The sequence below is a fragment of the Streptomyces sp. CA-278952 genome (genome assembly GCF_028747205.1).
GTDB lineage: Bacteria > Actinomycetota > Actinomycetes > Streptomycetales > Streptomycetaceae > Streptomyces.
The window spans coordinates 3,812,117-3,824,994 of record NZ_CP112880.1 but is presented as its reverse complement, the minus strand read 5'-3'; the positions used below and the strand labels follow the sequence as shown (position 1 = coordinate 3,824,994).

Below are 12,878 nucleotides of genomic sequence, written 5' to 3'. Positions count from 1 at the left end.
CCTGAGCCCGGCGTAAGGAGTCTGCTGTGCCACTTCCCGATCTCGACAGTTCCGTCGGGCATTCCTTCGGCCTCGAATTCGACAGCGTCATCATCAAGCAGATCACCGAGGTCAGCGGTCTGAAGATGGAACAGGACGTCATCGAGCTGAAGCAGAACACCTTCGACGGCAAGTACGCCATCAAGAAGCTGCCCGGCCGCCCCAAGGCCGGTGAGGTCACCGTGACGCGCGGGCTCACCGAGGACAACAGCTTCGAGCGGTGGATCAAGGACTCGCGGTTCGGCCGCATGACGAACGCCCGCCGCAACGGCGCCGTCATCGTCTACGACTACGAGGGCTTGCCGATCAAGCGCTACAAGCTCATCAACGCCTGGCCGAAGTCCCTGGAGATCGGCACCCTGAAGGCCGGCGACACCTCGGTGCTGACCGAGAAGCTGGCGATCACCTACGAGGCCATGGAACTCGACTGATGCGCCGCTCGGTCCAGTTCCAGAGCCCGGAGCAGGCCGGGGCGGTCGGCGAAGCCGGAGCGCGGGGCGGTTCGGCTCGCCAACAGGAGACGTTACGGACGGAGTTCGGCTTCGAGCTGCCGCGCGGTTACGTCGACGAGTCGGGGACCGTCCACCGTACGGGCGTGATGCGCCTCGCCACCGCACGCGACGAACTGGTCCCCCTGCGGGACGACCGGGTCAGGGAGAACTCCGCCTATCTGTCGGTGGTCCTCATCTCCCGGGTCGTGACGCGCATCGGCACGGTCGAGGACATCCACCCCGGTGTCATCGAGGACCTGTTCGCCTCCGACCTGGCCTTCCTCCAGGACTTCTACCGCCGGATCAACGCCGAGGGCCACACCCGCGCCGCCGTCACCTGCCCGTCCTGCGACGAGGAGTTCGCGGTGAATCTCGCCGGTGGCCGCCTGGGGGAATCGTGACGTACGCGGCCGACCTGCTCTACGAGGAGGTCGCGTACCTCGCCTACCACTTCCACTGGCCGCTGGACGACCTGCTGGACCTGGAACATCCGGAACGCCTGAAGTTCGTCGCGCAGGTCGCCCGCCTCAACGGGCACTAGCCGGCGGCCGGACGGAACACACCGTGCAGGGGGGGACGAGGAGCTCATGGGGTTGATGGCCTGGCTGCGGGGTGGCCGCTCCGGCGGTGCTGACCGCTCCGACGATGTGCCCGCCGTCGTCCCTGCGCCCGTGCCTGTGGCCGAGCGTGGCGAACGGGTTGACCCGAACCGGCTGGAGCCGATCCAGCGGGTGGTGTCCGGGCAGCAACTGACTGTGGCTCCAGCGGAGTTCGAGGCAACGCTCACCACCCGTCAGGACACCGCGCTCGGGACCCCGCTCGGGCACCTGGTGAGCCCTGATGCTCCGGCCGGACTTGTGCGCGGGGTCGGTGTAGCGGAGTCCGCCCCGTCGTCGTCGCCGTTGTCGCCGTCGTCCGTCGCCGCTCAGCGGTCCGTGGACATGCCGATGCGGGGGGCGGCGACCCACTTCGGGCGAGTGGGCGGGCCCGAGGCCGTGCCGGGGATGGTGTCCGCATCCGCATCCGCATCCGTACCCGTACCCGTACCCGTACCCGTACAGCGTTTGTACGGAGGTGAGCACTCGGCCCTGACGTCCGTCGCCGGGGGTGCGGAGGAGCTGCCCGTGCGGCGTCTCGTGGGGGAGCGGGCCGTCGTGGCGGAGCCCACGCCTCCGGCCCCTTCGCCCGAGCCGCTGCCCGCCCCGGCCTCCGGCGGCGTCGGTGTTCAACGGGCTGCGATGCCTCCGGCGGGGGAGCTGCCCCGGCGGGCTCCCGGGCTCGGTGCGCCGCTGCCCGGTCTGCCGCCGACCGCCCAGCGGCGGGCCGCCTCCGGCCCGGAAGCCCCCGGGAGCCAGGTTCCGCCTGCTGCCCCGGCTGTGCCCGGCCCGGCCGATGCCGTTCTGGCGGGGGGCGCGGACCAGCCCATCGCTCCCCTGCTCGGTGAGGGCCCGCTGGTGGGCGAGGCGTCCCCCAGCCGGCCCGGTGCGGGCTTTGTGGGCGGTGCGGGTGACGCCGAGGGGATCGGAGGTACCGGGGTTTCCGGAGGTACCGGGGCCACCGGGGATGCCGGACGTCCCGTCCAGCGGTCGGTCGGCCCGCCTGCCCTCTCCGGTCCGTCGTCCGTCCCGCATTCCCCCCTTGCCCCGGCCGACAGCGGGCCCGTCGTCCCCCTGCTGGGCGACCGGCCCCTGGTTCCGCGGAACGTCGACGTACAGCGTGCCGCCGAGCCGGGTTCCGGGCCCGACGGGGGGCCCGCGACGGAGCCTGGCGGTTCCGCCCCGCCTCCCGAGGGCGTACCGGTCCGGTGGACCGAGGCGGCGGGCGGGGGGCCGGCGGCCGGTCCCGGTGTCTCCTTGGGGCCCGCGCCCCCGTTGTCCGTCCCCGCAGGTCCGCTCTCCGTGGCCTCCGGATCCTCCGTGGCCTCCGGATCTTCCGCGTCCGCCGCGTCCCTTCAGCGGCGGGCAGTCGGAGGGCCTCCGGTGCCGGCCTCGGTGGCGCGTTCCCTGCCGGGTTCCGGCAGTGAGCGCCGGTTGCCCTCGGCCGGGGCCGTGGCGGTGGCGGCCGGGGTGGCGCAGCGGATGGCCGACGGCAGTGTCGTCTTCGGGGGCGCGCCGGTCTCCGGCACCTCGCGGCCGGTCGTCCAGCGGGACGCCGAGGTCGCCGAGGTCGCCGAAGTCGTCGAGGCACCGCCGCCGCCCGAGCCCGAGCCCGACCTCGTAACGGAACCGGAGGACGGCGTGGGGCCCGGGCCCGGCCCCGTAACGGACGCGGCTGCGCCGAAGGACGGCAAGGGGGCTCCCGCTGTCACGGACGAGCTGGTCCGGGCCCTGTACGCCCCGCTGAGCCGGCTTCTGAAGAACGACCTTCGGCTGGAACGCGAACGCGCCGGTCATCTCATCAACACCCGCCACTGAGGACCGGGGTGAAGCCCGGGCCGCCCCCGAACGATCGGCTGCTCGACCGAACTGAGAGGTACGTGTCATGGCCACCGCCCAGGACAGCGACCCCGCCGTCAGCGTCTGCTTCGTCGTGACGATCGACGACATCGAGCTCGGGTCGTTCAACACGTGCGAGGGCCTCGGCTGCGAAGTGGTCCTCGAAACCCGGGAGGAGGGCGGCAACAACGGGCATCTGTGGCAGCTGCCGACCCGGCTGAAGTACTCCAACGTGAAACTGTCGCGGCCGCTGACCCGGGAGACGGAGAAGGTGGCGCGCTGGTTCGCCACGATGACCACCGGGTTCAGCCGGAAGACCGCGCATATCGAGGCGCGGACCGGGGACGGCCAGAAGGTCGCCCAGTGGGGGCTGCTGGAGGTCGTGCCCGTGCGGTGGACCGGGCCCTCGTTCACACCCGAGTCGCCGAAGGTCGCGATCGAGACCATCGAGATCGCCCACCACGGCTACGTGATGGAGGGCTGAGGACGATGAGCGGTGCGGGCCCCATCGCGTTCAGCGCGGCCGGTACGTCGGGGGTGGCCTCGGCGGCGAAGGGCGGCTCGGCGCGGCCCAAGCTGGAGCACGCCTACCTGGAGCTGCGGACCCCGCCGACCGGGGGCGGGCTGACACCCGGCGGGCCGTGCGGCCGGATCGACTTCCAGTTCAACCCCAAGGAGCTGAGCCTGACCAAGGCGGCTTCCTGGAAGCGGAGTCCGGCGAAGGGGGCGAAGAGTTCGGGTCCGCCGGAGTACCAGGGATCCCAGCCCAGCAAGCTCACCGTCGAGATGTTCTTCGACGCGAGCGACACCCAGGACACCCGGGTCGTCACCTCGGTGGAGCAGCTCTTCGCCTGCTGCGTGCCGACGGACGAGACCCGGCAGCAGCAGCGGTCGTCCCCGCCGTGGGTCGTCTTCCACTGGGGCGGACTGACGGGATTTCCCGGTTACGTGAGCCAAGTCGCCGCCAAGTACACCCTGTTCACGACCTCCGGCGTGCCGATCCGGGCGGTCTGCCAGGTCACCATGGAGGAGATCAGCGGCGAGACGCCCGGCCAGAACCCGACCTCGGGGGCGCTGGCCGCCCGGCGTGTCCACCGCGTCGGCTCGGGCGACTCGCTGCCCTCGCTCGCCCACCGGGAGTACGGGGACCCCGGGGCCTGGCGGGTGATCGCCGAGGCGAACGGGATCGACGACCCGATGCGGCTCGCGCCCGGCACCCAGCTTCTGCTGCCCGCCCTGGACGAGCTGGCCCGGCTCAGGGACTCCTCGGGCCGGAGCGCCGCCGGGGCCGGCCGGGGCAGGGGGCGGGGCTGATGGCGCAGCAGGGGGTCTCCACGGCGCTGACGGTGGAGTTCGACGGCACGCCACTGCCCGCGAAGTTCGTGAACACGCTGGTCGAGGGCTATGTCGACGACAGCCGTACGCTCCCCGACCTGTTCCTGCTGCGCTTCCGGGACCCCGACCGGGTGCTGCTGGAGCAGGCCGGGCTGAAGATCGGCACCGAGGCCCGGCTGCTGGCCCGCGCGGGCGGCGGCACCGAGCCGAAGCCGCTGCTGGAGGGGGTCGTCACGGCGCTGGAGGTGGAGCTCGACGAGTCCGGCACGTTCACCGTCGTCCGGGGGCTCGACGAGTCGCACCGGCTGTTCCGGGGCCGCCGGGTGGCCAGCTACCAGAACATGACCCTCGCCGACATCTGCGGCCAGGTCGCCCAGCGTGCCGGGCTGAAGCCGGGGCCGGTCGACATCGCCGGGCCCGTACTGGAACACATCGCCCAGCCCAACATCACCGACTGGGAGTTCGTGCGCGGCCTCGCGGAGGAGGCGGGCGCGCAGGCGTACGTACGGGACGGGCAGCTGCACATCACGAAGCCGGCGGAGGCGGGCGGCGCGCCCGACGCCTCGGCGCGCGCCGACCGCGACCCGCTCGTCCTGGAGCTGGGCAGCAACCTGCTGCGCTGCCGGGCCGGGGTGTCGGCCGCCGAGCAGGTCTCCGAGGTGGAGGTGCGCGGCTGGGACGTCCGGGCGAAGCAGCCGCTGGTGGGCCGGGCCCCGGCGGGCTCGTCCCCGACGCTGGAGCTGGGGGTGACGGCGGCTGAGGTGTCGGCCCCGTTCGGCGAGGCCCGGTTCGTGGTGACCGACGCGGCGTACGGGGCGCAGGCCCAGGTCGACCAGGCGGCGAAGGCGCTGGCGGAGCGGATCGCCGGGTCGTTCGCGGAGCTGGAGGCGGTGATCCGGGGCAATCCGGAGGTGCGGGCGGGCAGTGCGGTGGCGTTGAACGCGGTGGGCGCGCCGTTCGAGGGCCGGTACACGGTGACGACCTCGCGCCATGTCTTCGACGCCGTACGCGGGTACGAGACCTGGATCACCGTGTCGGGGCAGCAGGAGCGGTCGCTCTTCGGGCTGACGGGCGGCTCTCCGGCGGCGGCGGGTGGAGGACGGTGCGCGGGGCTGGTCAGCGGGACGGTGACGGACACGCAGGATCCGGAGGGGTCCGGGCGGGTCAAGGTGCGGTTCCCGTGGCTCTCCGACGAGTACGCGAGCGACTGGGCGCGCACGGCGCAGTCCGGCGGTACGGGGGGCGGCGAGGCGTTCATCCCGGAGGTGGGCGACGAGGTGCTGGTCGGCTTCGAGCACGGGCATCTGGACCGGCCGTACGTCCTGGCGGGGCTGTACAACGGGCAGGACCGGCCGGGGGGCGGCGGGAGCCCATCCGCCGGCACCCCTGGTGCTCCCGGTACTCCCAGTGCGTCCAGTGCGTTTAGTGCTTCTGGTGGTGCGGGAGGTGCGGGAGGCGGGGACGCACTCGTCGATCCCACCACCGGTGCGGTGAACCGCCGCGCCTTCGCGTCGAGGAGCGGAAACCAGCTGGAGCTGCTGGACGCGGCGAACGGCCCCCAGGGCGTCCGGCTCCGTACCGGTGACGGCAAGCTCACGATCGACCTCGACCGCAAGGGCACCGCCATCGTCATCGGCAGCGACGGCAGCGTGACCATCGAGGCCAAGGAGCAGGTCTCCATCCGGGCGGCCGACGGCGTCGCCCTGGAAGCGGGGCGCGGGGCGCTCGAACTGAGCGGCGAGAGCGTCACGTTGACCGCGCGGAGAGGCGTGTCCGTGGACGGCGGCACCGGGAAGGTCGGCATCGCGGCGCAGGGCCCGGTGGAGGTGCGGGGCGGCGAGGTCACCGTCGAAGGAAGCCGCCGCACGGAGATCAGGAGCGGAGGCTCGGTGAACGTCAACGCGTCGATGATCAAACTCAACTGACGTTACGTCAGTCAAGACGTACGGGAGGAGCACGCCGCATGTCCGACGCAACAGCCGCTCCGGCAGCCCGGGTCGGCGACCCCACGGGTCACCCCGGCACGGTCGGGCCGCCCGGAGTCCTGTCCGTGCTCATCGGCGGGAAGCCCGCCGCCACCGTCGGGACCGCCCACCTGTGCTCCTCGCCCGCCGCCCATCCGCCGACCGTCCTCGCGCCGCCCGGCAGCGCGACGGTGTTCATCGGCGGGCAGCCGGCCGCCCGCGCCGGTGACCTGGCGGGGTGCGGCTCCCCGGTGCTGTCCGGCTGCCCGACCGTACTGATCGGCGGGTGATCCGGACCCATGGGACAGCAGTTCATCGGCGCGGGCTGGGCGTTCCCGCCGCGCACGGACGCCACCGGGTCCATCGCCCTGGTGCGCGGCGAGCACGAGCTGGAGGAGTCGATCCGGCTGATCCTGGCGACCTCGCCGGGGGAGCGGCCCATGCGGCCGGAGTTCGGCTGCGCGGTCAACGACTACGTGTTCGCCCCGGCGGACGCGGGGACCGCCGGCCAGCTCGCGTACGAGGTGCGGCTCGCGCTGGAGCGCTGGGAGCCCCGGATCGAGGTGACCGAGGTCGTCGTCCGGTTCGACGAGGCGGACAACGGCGTCCTCTACATCGACATCGGCTACACCGTGCGCGGCTCGAACGACCCGCGCAACCTCGTCTTCCCGTTCTACGTGATCCCGCAGCACGCAGAGGACGCACCGGACGAGCCGGAGGCGGGCGCGTGACCCGTTCCCGTACGCACGACGAGGAGGCGAGGGCATGACCCTGCCCAGCCCGCATCTGGACGACCGCACCTTCCAGGGCCTGGTCGACGAGGCGAAGCGCCTGGTGCAGCAGCGCTGCCCGGAGTGGACCGACCACAACGTCTCCGACCCCGGGGTGACGCTGATCGAGGCGTTCGCGACCATGGTCGACCAGCTCGTCTACCGGGTGAACCGGGTCCCGGAGAAGAGCTATCTGACCTTCCTCGACCTCATCGGGGTTCAACTCCACCCGCCGACCGCCGCCCACACCGAGGTGACGTTCCGGCTCTCCGCCCCCCGCCCCGAACCGGTGCTGGTGCGGGCCGGCACGGAGGTCGCCACCGTCCGTACGGAGACGGAGGAGGCGGTCGTCTTCACCACCTCCGAACCGCTCTCCATCGTGCCGTGCGCCTTCGCCCACCTGGCCACCTGGCCCTCGCCCGGGGAGGCCGTCGACCGGACCGAGGAGCTGACGCTCGGCCGGGACGTGCCCGTCTTCGGTGCGACGCCCGCCCCCGGCGACTGCCTGTACGTCGGCCTGTCGGCCGCCGTGCCCGCAGGCGTCCTGGCGCTCCGGCTGGACTGCACGGTGGACGGCGTCGGGGTCGACCCGGCACGGCCGCCGATCCTCTGGGAGGCCTGGGACGGGGAAAGTTGGGCGGCCTGCGAGGTGGAGAAGGACGACACCGGCGGCTTCAACCGCTCCGGCGAGCTGATCCTCCACCTCCCGCGCACCCATGTCCCGGCGGCCGTCGTCCGCCGCACCGGGGGCTGGCTGCGGTGCCGGCTGGTCGAGGCGGAGCCGGGCCGGCCGACGTACATGGCCCCGCCCGTCGTGCGCTCCATCACCGCGTTCACCATCGGCGCGACGGTCGCCGCCGAACACGCCGAGACCGTCACCGACGAGGTGCTGGGCCAGGCGGAGGGCGTCCCCGGGCAGGTGTTCCGGCTGGCCAGGCCGCCGGTGGTACCGGGGGAGTTCGTGGTCGAGGTGACCGACCCGGCGGTGCCCGACGCCGTCGCCGGCTCGGACGTCACCCGCTGGAGCCGGGTCGACGACTTCGCGCACTCCGGCCCCGAGGACCGGCACGTCACGCTGGACCCGAACGAGGGACGCGTCGAGTTCGGCCCCGCCGTACGCGAACGGGACGGCTCCGTACGCCACTACGGCCGGGTCCCGGTCAAGGGCGCCACCGTCCGGGTCCGCTCCTACCGCAGGGGCGGCGGGCTGCGCGGCAACGTCGCCCGCTCCACGCTCCGCGTCCTGCGCAGCGCGATCCCGTACGTCGCCCGGGTCGAGAACCGCCGGCCGGCGCTCGGGGGCGTGGACGGCGAGACCGTCGACAGCGCCCGGGTGCGCGGGCCCATGACCCTGCGCACCCTGCACCGGGCGGTCGTCCCGCACGACTACGAACTCCTCGCCCGGGAGATCGCCCCGGACGCGGCCCGGGTCCACTGCATCCGGGCCGGTACGCAGGACAGCGCGGAGGCTTCCGACGCGGGCGGGGTGCGGCTGCTCGTCGTCCCCGCCGGGAGCGGCGACGCGCAGGGCCGGATCGAGTTCGACGAGCTGATCCCGCCCGCGAACACGCTCGCCCTGATCGCCGGACACCTGGACGCCCGGCGGCCGATCGGGGCCCGGCTGGTCGTCGAGCCGCCGTTCTACCAGGGCGTCACCGTCGTCGCCCTGGTCCAGGCGGAGCGCGGGGCGGTCGCGGAGAAGGTCCGCGAGAGCGCCCTGGCCGCGCTGTACGGGTACTTCAACCCGCTCACCGGCGGGCCGGCCGGGGACGGCTGGCCGTTCGGCAGGCCCGTCCAGTCCGGGGAGGCGTTCGCCGTGCTCCAGCGCGTGCCGGGGGTCGACCTGGTGGAGGACGTCCGGCTGTACCGGGCCGACCCGGTCACCGGCGAACGCACCGACGCCACCGCGAAGATCGCGCTGGACCCGCACGCGCTGGTCTTCAGTTACGAGCACCAGCTCCGGGTGAGGGGGGCCTGATCCGATGCGCGACGGAATCCCGGGGCTGCCGACCCCGCACCCCCTGATCGACCAACTGCCCGCCGTCTACCTGGAACAGGACTTCCTCCAGCGCTTCCTGGCCGCCCTGGACGACGTCCTCGCCCCCGTCCTCCTCTCCATCGACAACCTGCCCGCGCACCTGGACCCGCGCAGCGCCCCCGACGACTTCCTCGACTGGCTGGCCCAGTGGGTGGCCGTCGACCCCCACGAGGGCAGCCCGCCGGAGCTGCGCCGGGCGGCGGTGCGCGGCGCGGTCGCCCGGCACGCCCGCCGGGGCACGGTGGGCGGCCTGGCGGAGGCGCTCCGGCTGGAGACCGGTACGGAGCCGGAGATCGTCGAGAGCGGCGGCACCGCCTGGTCGACCGGCCCGGGCACCCCGCTGCCGGGCCAGGACCGCCCCTGGGTGACCATCCGGATCCGGGCGTCCGGAGGCGATGGGGGAGGGGGCGACGGGGGCGTCGGTGGCGGGGACCGGGACGCGCCCGGGCCCGGGCCCGTCGGGCGGCAGCCGGACCGGGTGCGGCTGGAGGAGTTGATCGGCGCGGAGGTCCCGGCGCACGTCGGATTCACCCTGGAGCTGCTGTGATCTGCGACGAGTGCGGACACCGGAACCCGCCGGGGCGGGAGTTCTGCGTGGCGTGCGAGGCGTTCCTGGGGTGGGAGGAGGGGGAGACCGCGCCCGCGCCTAACGCGCCGAACGCACCGAACGCACCGAACGCTCCCCACGTGCCGAATGCTCCCCGCGCGCCCCACGTGCCCCACGCGCCGAACGTGACTGCTGGGCGGCCTGCTGCTGCTTCCACCGGGTCTGCGGGGCCGCCCGGGGCACCCGCTTCCGCCGAGCCATCCACTCCCGCCGGGCCTGCCGGTTCCGGCCCGCCCGCACCCGGCCCGCCCGCGCCCGCACCCGGCCCTCCCGTGCCGGAGAGACCATCCGCACCGGGGACCTCGTCCGCTCCCCCGCCCACCGCACCGCCCGCGGTTCCCTTCGTGACGCCGCCCGCGCCCGCCCCCGTGGCGTCGCCCGCGCCCATGCCCGTAACGGCCCCGCTGCCCCCGTCCGCCACGACGCCCCCCGGACCGCCGACGCCACCGCGGGCAGCGGGACCCCGGCGTCCGGGCGAAGGGCCGCCCGGTCCGGCTCCCGGGCCCGACGCGTGGCCGGGCGGGGGGCCGGGGCCCGCCACCGAGCCGCCCGGTCCGGGACCCGCCGGTGCACCGGTCGTCTGCCCCAACTGCCGTACGGAGAACGCCCCGGGCCGCACGCTGTGCGTCCGCTGCGCCCTGCTCCTGGACCCGGGGCCCGCCCCCGAGCGCCGACTGCCGTGGTGGCGGCGGATCCTGCGCCGCCGCGCCCGGCAGGCGCGCGTGGCGGGGGCCCGTCCGCGGCGCGGGTGGCGGCGGCCGAGGGTCGGGCTGCCCATCGTGCTGATCCTGCTGGCGGTGGGGGTGTGGTTCGCGCTGCCGCATCTCCCTGGCCTGTTCGGCTTCGCCAAGGAGGAGACCGGAACCCCGGAGTCCGTGCCGCCCGCCGTCTGCCGGGGCTCCAGCGAGGCGGGCGGGCACCCGGCGACGGCGGCGTTCGACGGGTTCAACAACCGCTACTGGGCCCCCGAGGAGACCGGCGAGGGCGTCGGGGAGCACCTGGAGTGCGCGTTCGCGCAGCCGGTCCGGATGATGAAGATCGTGGTGTTCTCCGGGACGTCGGGGCGCCAGAACGAGTTCCTGACGCAGGGCCGCCCGGCGCGGCTCACGGTCGAGCTGACGTCGAAGGACGGGGAGAAGACCGACCGGACGATCCGGCTGCGCGACCAGGCGGGGCAGCAGACCTTCGACGTACGGGGTTCGGACACGGTCAAGGCTCGGCTCACGGTCGAGTCGGCGTACGGCTCGGGGAAGGACCGGCGTACGGCGGTGGCGGAGATCGAGTTCTTCGGCCGACGGGAGTGAACGGGCGTGCCGGAGGGTCGGCGGGAGTGAACGGGCGTGCTGGAAGGCCGACGGGAGTGAACGGGCGTGCCGGAAGGCCGGCGGGAGTGAACGGGCGTGCCGGAAGGGCTCCTACGGGTCCAGCCGGTCGGCGCGCATGCGCAGATAGCGGGCCTCGGGTTCGCTGAGCGTGCCGTCGGCGGCCGCGCGGTAGGCGGCACGAGCGGCGGCCGGCTCCCCGGCCCGTTCCAGGAGATGCCCGCGTACGGCGTCGAGGCGGAAGTGCGGCTCCACCGTCCCCGACAGGGCGTCGACCGCCGCCAGCCCCGCCCGGGGCCCGTCCACCATGGCCACGGCGACCGCCCGGCCCAACGCGGCGGCGGGGTCGGGGGTGCGCCGCACGAGGAGGTCGTAGAGGGCGAGGATCTGCGGCCAGTCGGTGTCCTCCGCACGCTCCGCCTCGTCGTGGAGGGCGGCGACGGCAGCCTGGAGCTGGTAGGCCCCGGCCGGGCCCTGGGCGAGCGCCTCCTCGGCCAGGGCGGTGCCTTCCGCGACGGCCGTACGGTCCCAGAGCGCCCGGTCCTGTTCGTCGAGCGGGATCAGCTCACCGCCCGGCCCGGTGCGCGCCGGGGTGCGCGCCTCGGTGAGGACCATCAGCGCCAGCAGCCCGGTCACGCGCCCCTCGTGGGGCAGCAGCCGGCGGACGGCGCGGGTCAGCCGGATCGCCTCGCGTGCCAGGTCCGTGCGGGTGAGGTCGGGGCCCGCGGTGGCGGTGTAGCCCTCGTTGAAGATCAGGTAGAGGACCTGGAGCGCGGCGCCGAGCCGCTGGTCGAGGTCCTGGGCGTCCGGCCGCCGGAACCGCGTACCGCGCAGCGTCCGCTTGGCCCGGCTGATCCGCTGCGCCATCGTCGCCTCCGGCACCAGATGGGCGCGGGCGATCTCCGCCGTGGTGAGACCGCCGACCGCGCGGAGGGTGAGCGCGATCTGGGCGGCGGGGGAGAGCACGGGGTGGCAGCAGAGGAAGAGCAGGGTGAGCGTGTCGTCCTCGGAGGGGGACCGGTCCAGGCCAACGGGGCCTTCCCCGGGCGGCGGCGCGACGAACGCGTCCGCCGGGGTGAGGGCCGCCGCCGTCTCCTCCCGCCGGCGACGGGCCTCGTCGCTGCGGAGCCGGTCGGTGAGGCGGCGGGAGGCGACCCGGATCAGCCAGCCGCGCGGGTTGTCGGGGACCCCGTCCCGCGGCCACTGCTCGGCGGCCGCGATCAGGGCCTCCTGGACGGAGTCCTCGGCCGGGTCGAAGTGCCCGTACCGGCGCACGAGCGCGCCGAGGACCTGCGGCGCGTGGCGGCGCAGCAGGTCCTCGATGATGACGTCGGCCGTACCTTCCATCCGCGTCCTCGGGGGGTGTTTCCGTCGTGGTGTGTCAGTCGTGGTGTGTCAGTCGTCGGTCCCGCCGTCGACGGGCCGGATGAGCACCGGGTAGTCGGGCGCCCCGGCCGGCTGCGGACAGCGTGCCACGCGGGCCGCGATCTCGGTCACCCTTTCCAGGCTCTCGCAGTCGAGCACCCAGAACCCGGCGAGCAGCTCCTTCGTCTCGCTGTACGGCCCGTCCGAGACCACTGGGCGGCCTTCGGCATCGACGCTGACGGCCCGGCCCGAAGCGGGCTCCCGCAGCCCGTAGCCGGTGACCAGTTCGCCCGACTCGGCGAGGTCGTCGTTGATGCTGCCCATGTGGGCGAACATCTCCTGCATGGCCTTCTCGTCCCAGGCCGGGCTGTCCGCGGTGCCCTTGCCGGTCTGCGCGTCGTAGTCCGCCTGGCTGCCCTGGACCATCACCAGATACTTCATGACCGTCGCCTCCTGGTCGATCGTTCGCTCGATCGTTCGCTCGATCGTGCGTTCGTGCGGTGGTGCTTCTT

General features: G+C 74.0%; 14 protein-coding genes. 12 read left to right on the top strand and 2 right to left on the bottom strand.

The window, feature by feature from the left end; genetic code table 11:
• Nucleotides 1-26 precede the first annotated feature (26 nt).
• The 12 genes from N7925_RS17095 to N7925_RS17040 all read left to right on the top strand — a co-directional run bounded on the left by N7925_RS17095 (nucleotide 27) and on the right by N7925_RS17040 (nucleotide 10,983).
• Nucleotides 27-470, top strand: a complete 444-nt coding sequence (locus N7925_RS17095) for a phage tail protein (protein WP_018960795.1) — start codon at nucleotides 27-29, stop codon at nucleotides 468-470.
• Nucleotides 470-931 carry a hypothetical protein gene (locus tag N7925_RS17090; RefSeq protein WP_274344356.1) on the top strand — a complete coding sequence of 154 codons (462 nt, stop codon included), beginning with the start codon at nucleotides 470-472 and terminating at the stop codon, nucleotides 929-931. The genes N7925_RS17095 and N7925_RS17090 overlap by 1 nt, the downstream gene beginning before the upstream one ends.
• Nucleotides 928-1,071 (top strand): DUF6760 family protein, encoded by a 144-nt coding sequence (locus N7925_RS17085; RefSeq protein ID WP_007457431.1) that lies wholly within the window; start codon nucleotides 928-930, stop codon nucleotides 1,069-1,071. The genes N7925_RS17090 and N7925_RS17085 overlap by 4 nt, the downstream gene beginning before the upstream one ends.
• A 1,450-nt stretch (nucleotides 1,072-2,521) precedes the next feature.
• The gene (locus N7925_RS17080; RefSeq protein ID WP_274344355.1) at nucleotides 2,522-2,944 is read left to right on the top strand and encodes a hypothetical protein; all 423 of its coding nucleotides are present in this window, start codon (nucleotides 2,522-2,524) and stop codon (nucleotides 2,942-2,944) included.
• Nucleotides 2,945-3,011: 67 nt separating this feature from the next.
• A complete protein-coding gene (locus N7925_RS17075) occupies nucleotides 3,012-3,449 on the top strand; it encodes a phage tail protein (RefSeq protein WP_265600463.1) in 438 nt (145 codons plus the stop codon).
• A gap of 5 nt (nucleotides 3,450-3,454) precedes the next feature.
• On the top strand, nucleotides 3,455-4,279 hold the full coding sequence (locus N7925_RS17070; RefSeq protein ID WP_274344354.1) for a CIS tube protein: 825 nt from the start codon (nucleotides 3,455-3,457) through the stop codon (nucleotides 4,277-4,279).
• Entirely contained in the window at nucleotides 4,279-6,225 is a 1,947-nt protein-coding gene (locus tag N7925_RS17065) for a VgrG-related protein (protein ID WP_274344353.1), read from the top strand. Before N7925_RS17070 ends, N7925_RS17065 begins: the two co-directional genes overlap by 1 nt.
• 38 nt (nucleotides 6,226-6,263) lie before the next feature.
• Nucleotides 6,264-6,554, top strand: a complete 291-nt coding sequence (locus tag N7925_RS17060) for a PAAR domain-containing protein (RefSeq protein WP_265600460.1) — start codon at nucleotides 6,264-6,266, stop codon at nucleotides 6,552-6,554.
• Between the two features lie 9 nt (nucleotides 6,555-6,563).
• Nucleotides 6,564-6,995 (top strand): GPW/gp25 family protein, encoded by a 432-nt coding sequence (locus N7925_RS17055; RefSeq protein WP_265600459.1) that lies wholly within the window; start codon nucleotides 6,564-6,566, stop codon nucleotides 6,993-6,995.
• A gap of 34 nt (nucleotides 6,996-7,029) precedes the next feature.
• On the top strand, nucleotides 7,030-9,012 hold the full coding sequence (locus N7925_RS17050; RefSeq protein WP_274344352.1) for a putative baseplate assembly protein: 1,983 nt from the start codon (nucleotides 7,030-7,032) through the stop codon (nucleotides 9,010-9,012).
• Between the two features lie 4 nt (nucleotides 9,013-9,016).
• Nucleotides 9,017-9,619, top strand: a complete 603-nt coding sequence (locus N7925_RS17045; protein ID WP_274344351.1) for a phage tail protein — start codon at nucleotides 9,017-9,019, stop codon at nucleotides 9,617-9,619.
• Between the two features lie 446 nt (nucleotides 9,620-10,065).
• Nucleotides 10,066-10,983 (top strand): NADase-type glycan-binding domain-containing protein, encoded by a 918-nt coding sequence (locus N7925_RS17040; RefSeq protein WP_274344350.1) that lies wholly within the window; start codon nucleotides 10,066-10,068, stop codon nucleotides 10,981-10,983.
• A gap of 111 nt (nucleotides 10,984-11,094) precedes the next feature.
• Here the strand turns inward: N7925_RS17040 and N7925_RS17035 are convergent, their stop codons facing one another.
• On the bottom strand, nucleotides 11,095-12,348 hold the full coding sequence (locus N7925_RS17035) for an RNA polymerase sigma factor (protein ID WP_274344349.1): 1,254 nt from the start codon (nucleotides 12,346-12,348) through the stop codon (nucleotides 11,095-11,097).
• 48 nt (nucleotides 12,349-12,396) lie between these two features.
• Nucleotides 12,397-12,807 carry a YciI family protein gene (locus tag N7925_RS17030; protein WP_265600454.1) on the bottom strand — a complete coding sequence of 137 codons (411 nt, stop codon included), beginning with the start codon at nucleotides 12,805-12,807 and terminating at the stop codon, nucleotides 12,397-12,399.
• Nucleotides 12,808-12,878 lie beyond the last annotated feature (71 nt).